At 73.0% G+C, this 16712-nt stretch carries 9 protein-coding genes; 2 read left to right on the top strand and 7 right to left on the bottom strand.

From position 1 onward, the window contains the following. Window positions 1–63 precede the first annotated feature (63 nt). Window positions 64–1593 (bottom strand): sulfatase family protein, encoded by a 1530-nt coding sequence (locus tag Msi02_RS22385; protein WP_239108610.1) that lies wholly within the window; start codon window positions 1591–1593, stop codon window positions 64–66. A 110-nt stretch (window positions 1594–1703) separates the two neighbouring features. Further along, window positions 1704–2522, bottom strand: coding sequence for an aldo/keto reductase (locus Msi02_RS22380; RefSeq protein WP_204050098.1), 819 nt, complete (start codon window positions 2520–2522; stop codon window positions 1704–1706). 99 nt (window positions 2523–2621) lie between these two features. Between Msi02_RS22380 and Msi02_RS22375 the strand changes: the two genes are divergently transcribed. Both Msi02_RS22375 and Msi02_RS22370 read left to right on the top strand, forming a co-directional pair. Next, window positions 2622–3653, top strand: coding sequence for a hypothetical protein (locus tag Msi02_RS22375; protein WP_239108609.1), 1032 nt, complete (start codon window positions 2622–2624; stop codon window positions 3651–3653). Beyond that, a complete protein-coding gene (locus tag Msi02_RS22370; RefSeq protein WP_204050097.1) occupies window positions 3650–4876 on the top strand; it encodes a DUF6716 putative glycosyltransferase in 1227 nt (408 codons plus the stop codon). The genes Msi02_RS22375 and Msi02_RS22370 overlap by 4 nt, the downstream gene beginning before the upstream one ends. Before the next feature lie 34 nt (window positions 4877–4910). Here the strand turns inward: Msi02_RS22370 and Msi02_RS22365 are convergent, their stop codons facing one another. From Msi02_RS22365 to pulA, 5 genes are all read right to left on the bottom strand, one after another. Beyond that, window positions 4911–6173 carry a polysialyltransferase family glycosyltransferase gene (locus tag Msi02_RS22365; RefSeq protein WP_239108608.1) on the bottom strand — a complete coding sequence of 421 codons (1263 nt, stop codon included), beginning with the start codon at window positions 6171–6173 and terminating at the stop codon, window positions 4911–4913. Then, a complete protein-coding gene (locus tag Msi02_RS22360) occupies window positions 6166–7116 on the bottom strand; it encodes a glycosyltransferase family 2 protein (protein ID WP_204050096.1) in 951 nt (316 codons plus the stop codon). Before Msi02_RS22360 ends, Msi02_RS22365 begins: the two co-directional genes overlap by 8 nt. After that, entirely contained in the window at window positions 7113–9173 is a 2061-nt protein-coding gene (locus tag Msi02_RS22355) for an N-acetylneuraminate synthase family protein (RefSeq protein ID WP_239108607.1), read from the bottom strand. Before Msi02_RS22355 ends, Msi02_RS22360 begins: the two co-directional genes overlap by 4 nt. Window positions 9174–9288: 115 nt before the next feature. Then, window positions 9289–10707 carry a sensor histidine kinase gene (locus Msi02_RS22350; RefSeq protein WP_204050094.1) on the bottom strand — a complete coding sequence of 473 codons (1419 nt, stop codon included), beginning with the start codon at window positions 10705–10707 and terminating at the stop codon, window positions 9289–9291. 154 nt (window positions 10708–10861) lie between these two features. Further along, window positions 10862–16609 (bottom strand): pullulanase-type alpha-1,6-glucosidase, encoded by a 5748-nt coding sequence (gene pulA, locus Msi02_RS22345; RefSeq protein ID WP_204050093.1) that lies wholly within the window; start codon window positions 16607–16609, stop codon window positions 10862–10864. Window positions 16610–16712 lie beyond the last annotated feature (103 nt).

The following is a 16712-nucleotide window of genomic DNA, read 5'->3' as shown; positions in this document are numbered from 1 at the left end:
TGAATAGCGGACGCCCCCAACCTGCCGGGGCGCCCGCCCTTATCCGCTCCGTCGCCTCACCCGTCAGCCGCCGGGGGCCGTCCCGACGGACACTCCGCCCTCCAGCGAGACCCCCGTGCCTGGGATCACTGTGCCTGGGATCACCGTGCCGGCGGCGTCCGCCAGCCGGCAGGCCGGTCCGGAGCAGGCCCGCAGCAGCGCCAGCCGGGCCGAGAGCGCGGCCCTCAGGCCCGGGTCGGCCGTCGCCGCGATGTTGTGCAGTTCCGCCGGGTCGTCCCGCAGGTCGTAGAGCTGCCGCTCCCCGGTCTCGTACTCCACGTACGCGTACCGCCCGGTCCGCACCATCGCGTACGTGGGCGGCGAGGACGGGGAGTAAGAGGGGTGGTAGAACTCCGCGAGGACGGCGTCGCGCCACGGGACGTCGCGCCCGCGCAGGAGCGGGACGAGCGAGCGGCCCTCGGCCGTGGGCGGCACCGTGGCCCCGCCCAGCTCGGCGAACGTGGGCGCGAGGTCGACCGTCGACGTGAGCGCGTCGATCACGCCCCCGGCCGGCACGCCCGGCCCGCGCACCACCATCGGCACCCGGATGTCCTCCTCGAAGGGCGTCGTCTTGCCCGGCCGAAGCCGATGCTGGCCGAGGTGGAAGCCGTTGTCGGAGGTGAAGAAGATGTAGGTGTCGTCGAGCCGGCCCGCCCGGCTCAGCGCGTCCACCAGGGCGCCCACCATGTCGTCCACCCCGAGCATGGCGCGCAGCCGGTCGCGGTGGACGCGGTCGATCCGGCGCGTGTCCGCGGCCGACAGCGGCGTGCGCTCGCTGAGCCAGCGGGGCTCGGCGGACAGGTCGGCCTGGTCGAACGACGCGGTCCGCGGCGCCCGCTCGCCGGCGAAGGCGGCCGCGTGGCGTGGCGCGTAGTGCGCGGGCAGGTGCGGCGCGACCGGGGCGAGGTAGAGGAAGAACGGAGCGTCTCCTCCGGTGGAATCCGTCGCGAACCTGGCGGCCTTGGCGCTCAGCACGTCCTCCAGGTAGTCCTCGGGGGCGTCGCCGTACCGCCGGATCACGCCGTTCTCGTTGAGCGCGTAGCCGTACTCCTGGTAGAGGCGGGTGACGGGGACGTCCCACTCGTCCCAGCCGGGCGGCACGTACGTGCGCGGCGCGCCCTCGGGGTAGTTGTTGAGATATTTGCCCATGAGCGCGGTGCGGTAGCCCGCGTCGTGCATCCACGTCCCGAGGGTGGAGGCCTCCAGCGGCCGGAACTTCGGAAACCCGCCGGTCGGCGACCGGTTGCTCTCCACCTGGTGGCTGTGCATGTACTGCGAGCGGAGGATGGACGAGCGGGACGGGCAGCACCAGGGATTGGTGACGAAGAAGCGGGACAGCGTGGTGCCCTGGCGCGCCAGGAGGTTGGTGATGTTGGGGAACCGGCTCAGATCCGCCGCGTCCAGGTCGTCGGTGAGGATCAGCACGATATTGGGCCGTTGGGCCGCGAGCGTGGGGGCGGGCTCGGCGCGGGAGGCGCCGGTGAGCCCGAGGCACAGCAGGAGCGCCGCGGCGAGCCCGGCCCACAGGTTTCTCGATCGTCGTGGTTGGGGCACGGCAGCAATCATTGCCATGCGTTCGCCAGGGGAAACGTACGCAGCGTGACCGCATGACCGCACCGTGTCCGTTATGCGGGAGGCTCTGATGAATCCTCCGCCGGGGGCCGTCAGCCGAAGGTGGCGGGGTCGGGGCCGAGACGGCGGCCCTCGTCGAGACCGTTGATCGTGGCCATGTCCTCCGGGCTCAGCGCGAAGTCGAAGACCTCGATGTTCTCCTTGATGCGCGACGGCGTCACCGACTTCGGGATCACCACGTTGCCGAGCTGGATGTGCCAGCGCAGCACCACCTGCGCGGCCGTCTTGCCGTACTTCGCGCCGATCTCGGCCAGGACGGGCAGGTCGAGCAGGCCCTTGCCCTGCCCGAGCGGGCTCCACGCCTCGGTGGCGATGCCGCGCTCCGCGTGGAAGCCGCGCAGCTCCCGCTGGGCGAGCTGCGGGTGCAGCTCGATCTGGTTCAGCGCGGGGATCACGCCGGCCTCGGCGAGCAGGCGCTCCAACGTGCTCACGGTGAAGTTGGACACGCCGATCGCCCGCACCCGCCCGTCGGCGTACAGCTTCTCCAGGGCCTTCCACGTCTCGACATACCTGTCCTGCTTGGGAGCCGGCCAGTGGATCAGGTACAGGTCGAGGGTCTCCAGGCCGAGCCGCCGCATGCTGGCGTCGAAGGCGCGCAGCGCCTCGTCGTAGCCGTGCTGGTCGTTCCAGAGCTTGGTGGTGACGAACAGCTCCTCGCGGGGGATGCCCGAGGCGCGCAGGGCGCGGCCGACGCCCTCCTCGTTGTGGTAGAGCCTCGCGGTGTCGATGCTGCGGTAGCCGTACTCCAGGGCCGTCGCCACGGCCTTCTCGGCCTCGTCGTCGGCCACCTGCCACACACCGAAGCCGAGCTGGGGCATCCGGACGTTGTTGTTCAAAGTGATGACGTTCATGCCTCCCATGCTGCCGTAATGCCCCGAGAAGATCCCTTCGGGGTCTGTTCACCGCGTGTTCCCGTCGTCGTCGTGTCGGGCGGCTAGGGTGAGCGCGTCGTGAACGTTTCTTTACGGCGCGTGGAGAACGAGGGACGGCGCCACGCCGCCGAGCAGGGGCAGGCCGTCGCGTGGGTGGAGTCCCCTCTGCAGCTGCTGTGCGTCGTCGAGGCGCACCACGCGGGGCTCCTCGGGGCCGGCACCACAGTGGTGCCGAGGGCCGGGTTGCCCGCGCTGCGGCTGACCCGCCGCGAGCTCGAGCGGCTCGGGCTGCCCGAGGGGCTGGAGTTCGCCGAGCCGGCCGAGCGGGTTCCCCGGCCGGGCCGCGTGTGGGCGGTGGGCGACGCCTTCTCCGGGCGCGTCCAGCTCGCCCTCGTCACGGCCCTCCCCGGCCGTACGGTGCTGGTGGACGACGGGCTGGCCACGATCCGCCTGCTCGAACTGCTGGTCGCGCGGCGCCCGCTGCTGCGCGCTCGCGGGACCCCGGGCCTCGGCCGCAAGGTGCTCGCCGCGGCCGCCGGGTTCCGCCTTCGCACTCGCAGGCCCACGGTGTTCACCGCGCTTCCGGTGCCCGCCGGCCTCGCCGAGGCCGTGGGGGGCACGGGCGCGCGGCTCGTCCGGCACGACTTCGCCTGGCTGCGCGCCCAGCCCGCCGACCGGCCGCCGCCGGAGCGCACGGTCGTGCTCGGCACCTCGCTCGTACGCAACGGGCTCATCCACCGCGACCGCTACCTGCGCTGGCTGGAGCGGATCGACGAGCCCGTCGCGTACTTCCCCCACCGGCGGGAGGACCCCGGGGACCTCGACCGGGTGCGCAGGATCGCCGGGCTGACCGTCTACGACGCGGGAGCGCCCGCCGAGATGACGCTGCGCGACCTGCGGCCGGACCAGCGGGTGCTGAGCCTGCCGTCCACCGCGGTGACCTCGCTGCGCGTCCTGCTGTCGGCCCGGGGCGTGCCGGTGGAGACCGTGGACGTGCCGGAGGACTGGTGGACGGCCTCGGCCGCCCCGTCGCTGCGCTCCCACCTCCAGCTCTTCGCGCACGAACCCCATCAGCCCCAAACGCACGATCCCGGAAAGGTCGCTCCTTGACCCGTCTGCTCGCCGTGGCCGACTCCGACTCGTATCTCAAGTGGGCCGCGGGCCTGCTCGACGCGACTCCGGAGGACTGGGTCACGGATCTGGCCGTCGTCCGCACTCCCATCGCCCCCTCTGCGGCGCAGATCGCCGCCGCGGTGAGCGGCACCCGCGCGCACGGCGACGCTCTTCCCCCGGTGCTGCCGGCCCGGCAGCTGCGCCGGGCCGCCGAGAGGTTCCGGCCCGACGTCGTGCTGCTGGCCTGCACCGGGCCGGTGGTGGACGCGCTGGCGGCGGAGACGCTGGCCGGGCTGCGGCCCCGGCCGGTGCTGGTGTCGGGGCTGCCCGGCATCTCGGTGCCCGCGACGGAGAAGGCCTGGCTGTTCCGCAGCGGCTGCGACCTGTTCGTGGTGCACAGCGGCCGGGAGGTCGCGGAGTTCTCCGAGATCGGCGCGCGGCTCGGCGGAGGCGGGATGGTGGCGCTGGCCCGTCTGCCCTACCTGGACCTGCTGCCCCGCGAACCGGGCGCGCACGACGCCGGGGGCGTACGCGACCGCGTCGTGTTCGCCACCCAGGCCAAGGTGCCGCGCCGCAGGGAGGAGCGGGAGCGGATCCTGCTCGCCCTGGCCGAGCTCGGGCGGGCCCGGCCCGACCTTGACGTGGTGGTCAAGCTGCGGGCCCGCGACGACGAGCGGCAGACGCACAATGAACGTCACCACTACGAGCGACTGTGGACCGAGATGGAGTCCGAGGGCCGGGTGCCCGGGGGCGCCGTGCGCTTCGCCGCCGGCCCGATGCACGAGCACCTGAGCCGCGCCGCCGGGTTCGTCACGGTCAGCTCGACGGCCGCGCTCGAGGCGATCGCCGGGGACGTGCCGCTGCTCGTGCTGTCCGACTTCGGGGTCAGCGCGGAGATGATCAACCTGGTGTTCGAGGGCAGCGGTTGCCTGGGCACGCTCGACGACCTCGCCAAGGCGGACTTCCGGGTGCCGGCGGAGGAGTGGTGCCGGGCCAACTACTTCCACGACTCCGCGGCCAGCGACTGGACCGACCGCGTCGCCGCGCTGGTCGCCGCGGCCCGCGCGGGGACGCTGGAGCCGGCGCGCTCGCTCCTCGACGGCCCCGAGCACGCCGCCGCCCGCCGTCGCGCCCGGCTGCGCCTGGACGTGCCGCCCAAGGTCCTGCGGTACGGCTACCGCGCCAAGCGCCGGATGCGCCGCTACCTCAAGGCGTTCTGACGCGCCGGTCGCGTCGCCGCCCCGCAAGCGCGGCTCAGCGGGACAGCAGGCGGCGCAGGCGCGACTCGGGGCGGGCCGGCGCGGCGGCCGGGCGTTCGATCAGGCCGAGCGTCTCCAGCCTGCGCTTCTTGAAGTAGCGCGCCGGTCCGTGGGCGCTCACGTAGGCCGCCGCGGTCTCGCGCAGCCCCGGGTGGGCCGGGCTCTGCATGCAGTAGCCCACGGCCCCCACCAGGGCGGCGAGGTCGGCGGCGGGCGGCTCCGTGATCGTGCCGTCGGCCTCGAGCCGGGGCAGCGTGGCGTCCGCGATCGTCGCCGGGATCCGGTTGCTGTTCTCGTACGGCGTGAGCCGTTCGAGCACGAGATCGGTGCCGACGGCCGCGACCGGCAGGCCGAACAGCCGCCGCGCGGTCACCAGCGCGGTGGAAAAGCACCCGGCGACCAGTTCGGGGCGGTGCGCGGCGAAGCACGCCTCGGCGGGCGTCGTCTCGGGGGCCACGAGGAGGTCGACGCCCAGCTCCGCGGCGACCGGCCGCAGCTCGCGTGCGTGCCGCCGCCCGGCGGCGGGGTGCGGCTTGAACAGCACGGTCCGGTGGCCGCGCGCCGCCAGGCCGCGCAGCATGCGCTCGTGCAGCGCGGCCTCCTCGGCGGTCGTGACCAGGCCGAGCGCGGACAGGTACTGGCCGAGGACGACCGCCTCGGCGCGGGGAGCCGCCTCGGCCGCCTCCGCCACCCGGCCCACCACGCGCGTGAACGACGCGTCCGCCAGGGCCTCGGCCGGCACCCCGTGCTCGGCCAGGAGCAGGGGCGCCAGGCCCGGGACGAGGTCGAGGTGGAGCAGCCGGGTGATCCGCCCGGCGATCTCCTGCGGGAGCGGGTCGCGGGTCGGCCCGTAGCTCATGAGGCCGTCGGAGTAGACGGTGATCGGGCAGTCCTTGATCAGGCCCGCGAGCGTACGCGACGGAGGCACCGCGATCGACTCCAGGACCAGCTCGCCCGGCTCGCCGGTCAGGTCGCGCAGCAGGCGGCCGAGCATGGGCGTCTCGATCGATCGGGGCTTCCAGTCCGACGGGTGCAACGGCGCGATGATCTCGTTCCAGGACAGGACGCGGTCGAACCTGTCGCGCAGCGCGACGAACCCCGGCGCCTCGTCCAGCGCCGGGGTGACCTCCGGGATCGCCGCGTTGTTCGACACGAGGAGGATCCGGCCGCCGTCGCGGAACCGCCCCTCGTCGATCGCCGCCGCGAGCGTCATCGCGCCGAACAGCGTGGAGGCGTAGAACAGCGTGGAGTCAGGCACGCGGCCCTCCCGGTAGGTAGGAGCTGAGCAGGGCGGCCCGCTCGGGCTCCAGGCCGCCGACGGCCTCGGCGAGCGTCTCGCGGGGCAGCCGGGCGAGCGCCGCCCGCGCCCGCTCGTCGAACCGGGCGCGTACGGCCGGGGTGAACCGGCCGGCCAGCTCCACGTGGTGGGCGAGCAGCGCGCACAGGTTGCGGGCCGCCTTGGGCAGGTAGCGCGGCTCGGTCTCGTCCAGCACGATGTCGTAGGCGTCGAAGAAGTGGAGCTGACGCTCGTCGCCGATCTGGGTGAGGGAGGCCGCCAGCCCCCGCCGGTAGAACAGCCCGGCGAGGGAGACCACGGCGTACGACCGGGCCAGGCGGTGCAGCCGCCAGATCCACGGGCGGTCCTCGGCGGTGTGCAGCCCGGTGGGGAAGGTCAGCAGGTCGTCCAGCTCGCGCCGGTAGATCCCGGCCCAGGCATAGGGGTAGTCGACCATCGTCTTGAAGTCGGCCGGCAGGATGCCGTCGCGCGGGTCGAGCACGACGCCGCGGCGCGGCTGCGGCGCCCGGTGCGTCTCCCGCCTGCGGCCCTCGACCTGGACGTGGTCCACGCGCACGAAGTCGCACCCGAGCCCGTCGATGGCGGCGACGAGACGGGGCAGGTAGCCGGGCGCGAGCCAGTCGTCGGCGTCGAGGAAGGTGACGTAGCGGCCGGCGGCCAGCTTCAGCCCGGCGTTGCGGGCGCCGGCCAGCCCCAGCGGCACCGGGTTGCGGACCACCGTGAGCCCCGGCAGGTCCCGCCGGAAGTCCTCGACGACCTCCGGCGTCGCGTCCGCCGAGCCGTCGTCCACGACGACGACCTCGGTCTCGAACTCGCGCGTCCGGTTGCGCACCAGCGACGTGAGCGCGTCCCCGAGGTACGCCTCGCCGTCCCGGACCGGCACGATCACGGAGAGAGTGATCATGCGGTGACCCGGCGCAGGCGGGCCCGGGGGGCCTCCTCGCCCGGGTAGACGCGCTTCACGCCGTCGCCGAGTGCGGTCTCGATGATGCGGATGTCGCGGACCAGGTGCTCCAGGCCGGTGGGCTCCAGCGAGGCGGCGTGGTCGGAGCCCCACATCGCACGGTCGAGGGTGATGTGCCGCTCGACGGTCACCGCGCCCAGCGTCACGGCGGCGAGCGAGATCTGCAGCCCGCGCTCGTGCCCCGAGTAGCCGACCGGCACGCCGTACCGCTGCTGGAGCGTGGTGATCATGCGGAGGTTGGCCTCCTCCGGCGGGAGCGGGTAGGTCGAGGTGGCGTGCATCATCACCAGGCGCTCGGTGCCGAGGATCTCCACCGCCGCGTCGATCTCCTCGATCGTGGACATGCCGGTGGACAGGATGACCGGCTTGCGGGTGGCGGCCAGCGCGCGCAGCAGCTCGTGGTCGGTCACCGAGGCCGAGGCCACCTTGTGCGCGACGACGTCCATGTCCTCGAGGAACTCCACCGACGGCACGTCCCAGGGCGAGGCGAACCAGTCGACGCCGCGCTCCTCGCAGTACTTGGCGATGTGGGCGTACTCGTCCGCGCCGAACTCGGTCCGGATCTTGTACTCCATGTAGGTCATCTCGCCCCACGGCGTCTGCCGGATCTGGTCGCGCTGCTCGAGCGGCACACAGATCTCCGGCGTACGCTTCTGGAACTTGACGGCCTGGCACCCGGCGTCGGCGGCCACGTCGATCAGCTTGCGGGCGATGTCGACGTCGCCGTTGTGGTTGATGCCGATCTCGCCGATCACGTACACGGGCTGGCCCGGGCCGACCAGCGACCTGCCGATCCGCACCGGCCGCGGCTGCCCGAGGTGGCGGGGCGCGGCGACGGGGGCGGGGACGGTCTCCAGCGCGGTGGCCGGGCGGGCCGCGAGCACCCGGTCGGACAGCTCGCGCACGGCTCCGGCGCCTCCGGGGGCCGACAGCACGACGCGGGCGGCGGCGCGCACCCGGGGGTGGGCGTCGGGCACCGCGACCGGCCAGCCGACGATCGCCATGCAGGACAGGTCGTTGACGTCGTTGCCCACGTACGCCACCCGCTCGGGGGCCAGGCCCTCGGCGGCCAGCCACTCGCGCAGCGCGACGTCCTTGGCGCCGAGGCCCTGCACCACCGGCACGCCGAGCTTGGCGGCGCGGGCGGCGACGACCGGGTTGCGCTCGGTGGACAGCACGAGCACCTTCACACCGGCCCGGCGCAGCAGCGCGATCCCCATCCCGTCGGAGCGGCTGACCGCGACCATCTCCCGGCCGTCGGAGTCGACGAACGCGCGGTCGTCGGTGTGCACGCCGTCGAAGTCGGTGACGACCGCGTCCACGTCGATCGGCAGCGGCTCGTCCACGAACGGCGCGAGCGCCCGGGCGATCTCCAGGTCCTCGGGGGTGTCGATCTCGACCGCGTGCCGGACGGGCACCGGCTGGACCGCGACCCTGCCGAAGAAGCGGTGGCCGCGCTCGCGCAGGCCCTCCGTACGCATGACGTAGAACGCGCCGGTCTCGCGGAAGTGGGGCTCGCGGTCCTGGCGGCGCGGGCGTACGGCCGGGTCGTGGTTCACCCCGTGGCCGGCGCCGGTCCAGACGAACTCGTAGGTCTCGGTGCCGGAGAAGACCGAGTCGGCCTCGCCGTCCAGGACCTTCGCGACGGCGGCGTCGAGGTCGCGGGGATCGAGGAACGCGCTGGTGCACTGGACGAGCACGACGACCTCGGGCGCCTCGCCGGTGATCTCGGACAGGGCGTGCAGCACGGCCGACTCGCTGGAGGCGGTCGAGCCGCTGAGCTCGGCGGGGCGGCGCACGACCCGGGCGCCCGCGCCCTCCGCCACTTCGGCGATGCGGTCGTGGTCGGTGCTGACGACCACCTCGTCCACCAGTTCGGCGCGCAGACAGGCGTCCACCGCCCGGGCGACGAGCGGGACGCCGCCCACCTTCTCGAGGTTCTTCAGCGGGACGCCCACCGACCCTCCACGGGCGGGGACGACGGCCAGCACTCGCACGAGTGACTCCTCTACCTGCGACATCGGGAACCCCAGGGGGCCGGGGTGTCCCGAAAACTAGCCAGCAGGTTCTCCAGTTGGGGGTTACTGGGCTGAACGACCAGGGGCGCGGTCCTTAACTTTGGGTGTCGCCGCACGGGTCGCCGTACGGGCCGGCGCCGTCGGCGGCGGGACCGTCCGCGGCGCTCGGGGCCAGCGGCAGCGAGATCACGAACCGCACGCCGGGTTCGCCGTCCGTGACGTCCTCGACCCGGATGGAGCCGCCGTGGGCCTCCACGACCTCCCGGGCGATGGCCAGGCCGAGGCCCGTGCCGCCCCGGTCGCGGCTGCGCGCCGCGTCGGTGCGGTAGAACCGCTCGAAGATCCGCTCGCGGTCCGCCTCGGGGATCGGCCTGCCGTCGTTGCGTACGCACAGGACGGCCGCGTCCTCGGTGCGCGCGACCCGTACGCAGACCACCGTCAGCGCGTGCCGCTCGGCGTTGTCGAGCAGGTTCGCCACCACCCGGGCGAGGTGGCGGCGCAGGCCCCTGACCGTCACCCCCGGGGTGTTGTGGAGGTGGGTCGGCAGCCGTTCCGACCGCCGCTCGACTTCGGTGACGACCAGGTGGGACAGGTCGACCTCCTCCCGGGCGGTCTCGGGAACCGTGGGGATCCGCGCCAGCAGGAGCAGGTCGGCGACGATCGCCTCCAGGCGCTCGGTGTCGCGCAGCGCGGCGCAGACGGCCTCGGGGGTGTCCTCGGGATGCAGCCGCGCGCTCTCCAGCTGGGCCCGGATCCCGGCGATGGGGGTGAGCAGTTCGTGCGAGGCGTCTGCGGCGAACTGCCGCTGCCGCTGGATCGACGTGTCCAGCCGGGACAGCGCGTCGTTGGCGGCCTGGGCCAGCCGGGAGAACTCGTCGTCGCCGGGCGGCTCGGGCACCCGGCCGCCGGGGTTCCTCTCGGTGATCTCGGCGAGCTCCGACCTGATCGCCTCGACCGGCCGCAGCGCGCGGCCCGTCACCTTGTACGCCGTCCAGCCCGCGAGCGCGGTGAGCAGCAGGGCCGCCAGGAGCAGCGCCGGCAGCGTGAACGGGGTGTTGAGGATCGCCGGGGCAGCCCGGCCCGCGTAGACGAGGTCGGAGCCGGGCCCCGGGGAGACCCGCAGCACGGTCACGTACAGGCAGTCGTGCCCGGCGGGCGAGCAGGCCGTCGTCTGGGTGACCTCGCGGTCGGGGGCCGGGCGTAACGGGCTGAGGCGCGGCAGGGTCCTGGCCGCCGCGCTCTCGGCGACGACCCGGCCGTCCGGCCCCGTCACCTCGATCAGGTCGATGCCGTTCCCGCCGGTCGGGATGGGGTTGCGCAGGCGCCCGTCCCGGATCTGCGCGGCGACGTGCGTGGCGGTGTCCAGGCTGCGGTCCCAGATGCGGTCCGCGACCAGGTCGCGGACGAGCACGTGCACCACGACCGCGAGCGGGATCAGCAGGATCGCCGCTGTCCCGGTGGCGAGGAGTGCCAGCCGGGCTCGCAGTGACGGGGAGCGCCTGGGGAGGAGCATTACCCGAGGCTACTCATGGTCATCTTTTGGGAAACTCGCGACAGCGAAAAGCTCACCCCAAAGTTGCTCAAAGTCTCTCATCGAGTGCAACCGGGCGCGGGTGCCCGCCGCCCGGTTGCACTCCAATGGCGTCCCTACGCGTCCCTACGCGTCCCTAAGGTGTCTCGGTGAACACCGCGACCGTGCGGGCGGGCACGGTCAGCGTGCCGGTCGCCGGATCCGCCGACGCCTGCCGGACCACCGGGTCGTCCGACGCCGCCTGAACGGGGTGCAGCGCGACCCGGGCGCCCTTGAGCGCGGGCACGGTGGGTGCGGCGGTCTTCCCGGTGGCGTTGAACACCACGTAGATCGCCTTGTTCGCGGGATCGACGCCGGTGGCGTCGATGCGCATGACGATCACTCCGGGGGCGCCGGACGGCGGGAAGGAGACCCGCCTGCCGATCTCCGCGGCGGAGCCCAGCGAGAAGGCGGGGGAGGAGTACCGGATCCGCAGGAACTCGCCGAACCTCGCCCGGGCCGACCCGATCGCGGCGCAGTCGGGCCGCAGCGCGGGGTCGGCCAGCAGGGGCCGCGCGTACGGCCAGCGCGCCTCGTTGTCCTTCGCGGGCGGCAGGCCGCCGCCGAAGCCGTTGCCCTGGCGGCAGTCCCACAGGAGGCGGTTGAACCAGTCGCCCGAGTCGTAGGAGTTGCGGTCGAGCGACTTCGACCGCAGCCGCTCGCTGCCGGCGTGGACGAACGCGGTGCCCTGGCCGAGCAGGACCGTCGCCAGCGACAGCGACTGCATCCTGACCCGGTCGGCCATCGGGGTGTCCTTGGGCAGCTTGTAGGCGAGCGCGTCGAACAGCGTCTCGTTGTCGTGGGCGTCCACGTAGGTCACCGTGTCGCCGGGCGTGGCGGCGTACCCGGCGGGGCTGCCGTTGTAGTCCACCTCGGACCCCTTGACGGGCTTTCCGGACGACCCGGTGAACGTGAAGTCGCGCAGGTTGCCCGCGAGCCCGAGCTTGACCAGGTCCTCGTAGTGCGCGAGGCGGTCGCCGGGCTCATCGCCCAGGCCGGAGCCGAAGCCCCGGACGCCGGGGTCCGCGTCGAACGGCGTGCCGCCGCGCACGGCGTCGCGCAGCCGGTCGCTGAACGTGCCGATCCCGGTGCCCGCCATGTTGGCCTGGGTGGCCTGCTCGAACCGGGCGCCGTCGGCCACCTCGCCGAAGTTCCAGCCCTCGCCGTACAGCATGATCGACTTGCCGTCCACGCCGTCCTTCTCGGGCGTGAGCGTGTCGAGGGCCTTGCGCACGGCCAGGATGTTCGCCTTCGGGTGGTGGCCCATCAGGTCGAACCGGAAGCCGTCGACCTTGTACTCCTTCGCCCAGGTGACGATCGAGTCGACGACGAGCCGGCCCATCATCGCGTGCTCGGGTGCGGTGTTCGCGCAGCAGGTGGAGGTGGCCACCGTGCCGTCGTCCATGAGCCGGTGGTAGTAGCCGGGGACGACGCGGTCGAGCACGCTCGTGGGGTCCTGCCCTGCGGCGTGGGTGTGGTTGTAGACGACGTCCATGACCACCCGCAGGCCCGCGCCGTTGAGCCCCGCGACCATCTCGCGGAACTCCTTGATCCTCCGGTCCGGGTCGGTCGCGTACGAGCCCTCCGGCACGGTGTAGTGCAGCGGGTCGTAGCCCCAGTTGAACGAGTCCTTCGCGGCCGTCTCCGCGACGCACGCCTGCTGCCGGTCGGAGTCGGGCGGCAGCGCGGCCAGGTCGCAGCCGGGCTCGGTGCGGTCGGCCTTCCGGTCGGGCACGGTGGCGAAGTCGAAGGCCGGCAGCAGGTGGACGTGGGTCAGCCCGTCCTTCGCCAGGCTCCGCAGCTCGGTCATCCCGGCGCTGCCGGTCTCGGTGAACGCCTTGTACGTGCCGCGTTCGGCGGCCGGCACGGTGGCGTCGGAGGCCGAGAAGTCGCGCACGTGCAGCTCGTAGATCGACGCCCGGTCCTGGCGCACCGCCGGGGGCTTCTTCAGGCCCGTCCACCCCTCGGGCCGCAGCGACCGGTCGTCCAGGTCGACGATCTGGCTGCGCCCCGAGCCCGCCGAGACCGACAGGCTGTAGGGATCGGTCACCTCGTTGGTCACGATCTTCCCGGCGGCCGGGGCGTAGACGGTGACGAGGTAGGTGTAGTACCTGCCCCGCCACGACGCCGGGCCGTCGATCGACCACACGCCCGTCGCGTCGTCCCTGCGCATGCGGTGGACCGTCCTGCGGTCGGCGGACGGGCCGTCGTAGAGGGCCAGCTCGACCTTCTGCGCGGTCGGCGCCCACACCGCGAGCCCGCCGCGGCCGGTGGGGCCGAGCGGGACCTCGGCGGCCCCGGCGTAGAGGTCGTCGAGGACGCCGGGGATCTGCACGCCGGTGGCGGTCAGCAGCGCGCCGGAGGGCCCGCGCTCGATCGCCACGACCTGGCCGCGCAGCGCGTCGCGGACGAGGCCGGCGTCGCGGGGATCCACCTTCAGCGCGCCGTACGCCGCCAGATGCGGCCACGCGGCCTTCTGCGCGTCGCTGAGCGCCCCGGACATCAGCCGGATGAGATGGACGTCCCCGGTCAGGTCGCCCTTCTCGTACGCGATGTCGCCCTTGGGGGAGTAGGCCAGCGCGTAGTGGTTCGCCGCGGCGACCTTGCCCTTCCACGCGACCGTGTCCCGGTCGATCCACTGGGCCGTGGCCTTGGCCAGGTCGGCGTCCGCCCCGGTGGCCGCGGGCTGCGGCAGCAGGTATCCGTCCACACCTGACAGTTTCCACACCTCGTGGCCGGTCACGCCGAGATCCAGGGCCTGGTCGGCCTGCTGGTCCTTCTGATCACCCTTGTGGATGATCCAGCCGAGCGTCTTCGCGTCCTGTTTCAGCGGCACCTCGAAGTACACGCCGAAGGCGTCGGTCCCGGCCGGCTTCAGCGGGTCGCCCCACTCGACCGAGCCGGACGCGTCGCCCCAGAAGTGCAGGCCCCAGCCGTCGTAGTCGCCGTCGGCGCGGTGGTAGTGCAGCACCGCGACGTTCCGCGCCGCCGCCGCGCTGCCGTGGATCGCCGTCCCGCCCGAGTTCACGTAAGCCTCGGGCTGCCCGGCCGGCACGAACGACTGGTCGGGCCCGGGATCCTTCGTGTCGCCCTTGTGGATGATGTAGTTCAGCGGGGCGTCGGCGTTCTTCAGCGGCACCCGCCAGAAGGGCCCGAACGCGTCGGTCCCGTCGGGCGGACGCGGCGCGCCCCACTCGGTGCCCGCGCCGTCGGCGAGCGCGTCGCCCCACAGGTGCAGGCCCCAGCCGGCGTACGCGCCGTCCGGGCGGCGGTAGTGGATCGTGGCGTACCCCTCGGCGGCGGCCCGGGAGGCGTACACGTCCGGCCTGCCCTCCACGAGCCACACCTCCCCCGTACGGGCCGGGTCGACCATCCGGTCGCCCTGGTCCTTGGTGTCGCCCCTGTGGGTGATCAGCCCGACCTCGGTGGCCCCCGGCTTCAGCTTGAGCCAGGCGAAGCGGCCGAACGCGTCCTCGCCCTCGAAGGCGACGGGGGACCCCCACTCGACCGTCTGGTCGATGTCGCCCCAGGCGTGCAGGCCCCAGCCGTCGTAGTCGCCGCTCTCGCGCTTGTAGTGGACCACGAGGTGGTCGCGCTTGACCGCGCCCGGCTCCTCCTCCGCGGGCTCCGGCCCGGCCGTCGCCGTCGCCGTGGCGCCCGCGTACCGGCCCGCCGCGTCCTTGACGACGGCCTTGTACGTGAGCGGTGTGCCCTCGGGCACACCGGTCAGATCATGAAATATCCGGTAAATGTGGCCGTTGGGGGCGTCGTCGGTGCCGAGCACCCGCCACGGCGCGTCCCCGGCCTTGACGGCGAAGGTGACCTGTGCGAACCCGTCACCGGGCACCTCGGCGGAGATCGCCACTCTGCCGTCGGCGGCCGTGCCGCGCAGCGCCTCGCCGGGCAGCGTGAGGGAGATCTCCGGCGCACCGGCCGGAGCGGCCAGGGCCTTGTCCGCGCGGTAGACGACGGCCGACAGCGGCGGCACGGTCACGGCCAGCGTCCCGTCGGCCGCGCCGGTCAGCCGTTGCACCCTGCCATCCACCTGAGGACCGTAGACCTGGGTGAACGAGGCGCCGGGGGAGTACGTCGGGATCTGGACGGTCTTCGCCGCCGCGCCGTTGTTGAGCGCCACGACGAACTCGACCCGTTCCTTGGCGGCGATCCGGGAGAACGCGAACACGTTGCCGCTCGCCAGCCGCACGATCTGGGCGCCGTCGGCCAGTGCCGGATAGCGGTCGCGCAGCCGGGCCAGCTCGGCGATCGAGGTGTAGAGGGGATGGGTGGTGACGAAGTTGGCGGTCGCGTGGGTGGCGGTGGTGCCGATGAGGTCGTCGTCGAGGTAGTCGGCCGTCTTCGAGGCGAACATCGGCTGCCGGGCGTCCTTGTCGCCCCCGCCGCCGGTGAAGCCCTGCTCGTCGCCGTAGTACACGACCGGCTGGCCGCGGGTCAGGTACATGAGCTGGTGGGCCAGGCGGTCGCGGGCGAGCAGGGTGGCGTCGTCCGCCGAGGGGTCGTCCTGTTCGAGGAAGTAGCCGATCCGGCCCATGTCGTGGTTGCCGAGGAACGTCGGCAGCGAGGAGGCGTTGGAGTCGGCGTCGGTGAAGTAGTCGTCGGCGGCGTACAGCCTGCCGAGGCTCGCGGCGTCGCCGCCGCTCGCGTACGAGCGCGCCGCCTCCTGGAAGCCGAAGTCCAGCGTGGCGTCGAGCGTGCCGGTGGTGGTGTAGCGGCTCTCGAACGCCGGGTCGGAGCTGTAGACCTCGCCGAACATGAAGAACCTGTCGTTGCCGAGCTTGGCGGCGTAGCCGTGCAGGGCGGGCGCGAAGCGCTGCCAGAACTCCATGTTGACGTGCTTGGCGGTGTCGATCCGGAAGCCGTCGATGCCGGTCTCCCTGACCCACGTCCTGTAGATGTCGGTCATGCCCTTCACGACCTCGGGCCGCTCGGTCCACAGGTCGTCGAGTCCGGAGAAGTCGCCGTACTCGGAGCTTTCGCCGGAGAAGGTCGAGTCGCCCCGGTTGTGGTACATCGTCGGGTCGTTCAGCCAGGACGGCACCTTCGAGGGGGCCGTCACCACCGGCGTGTAGGGGAACGACTCGGCGGTGACCTTCGGGAAGTCGTCGCGCAGGGCGTAGTCGCGGTCGTCGAAGGCCCGGCCGGAGGCGTCCACGTAGGGGTAGGCCGCCTTGCCGCGATAGCCGTACGTCTTCTCGGCGTAGTCGATGAGGTCGGCGGTGTGGTTGGTGATGATGTCGAAGAACACCTTCATGCCGCGCTTGTGGGCCTCCTTGACGAGGCTCTTCATCTGCGCGTTGGTGCCGAGGTGCGGGTCGATCCTGGTGAAGTCGGTGATCCAGTAGCCGTGGTAGCCGGCGCTGGCGTTCGCACCCGTGCCCTGCACGGGCCGGTTCTTGAACGACGGCGTGAGCCAGATGGCCGTGCTGCCCAGGCCCTTGATGTAGTCGAGCTTCCCGATCAGGCCCGCGAGGTCGCCGCCCTGGTAGAAGCCCTTGTCCGCAGGGTCGAAGCCGGTCGTCAGGCGGTCGCCGGACAGCCCGCCCCGGTTGTTGGAGGGGTCGCCGTCGGCGAACCTGTCGGTCATCGCGAAGTACAGCCGCTCGCGGGACAGGTCCGTGCGGAGGGCGTCGCGGGCGAGCTCGGCGTCGGACGGCGCGCCGGCCGCGACGGCGCCCGCGGCCGCGCTCGCCGCGACCGTGCCTGCCGAAACCAGGGCCGACGCCGCCGGGGGAGAGGTCAGGGGGAAGGCGATGAGCGCGGCGGCGAGTGCCGCGACGGTGGACAGCGCTATGGGCACGCGCGTACGCCGGTGCTGGGGGGTCACCATGGCCCGGAAGCTACTGTCGGGCCCCGGCTCCCGCAAGACTTTGCTGCAAGTTCCAGAAACATTGCAGCCATTCCGTGACCCACCCGCGTAACAGCCGTGAAAC

This window comes from Microbispora siamensis, assembly GCF_016863095.1.
GTDB lineage: Bacteria > Actinomycetota > Actinomycetes > Streptosporangiales > Streptosporangiaceae > Microbispora > Microbispora siamensis.
This window is presented reverse-complemented; position numbering and strand designations above follow the sequence as displayed.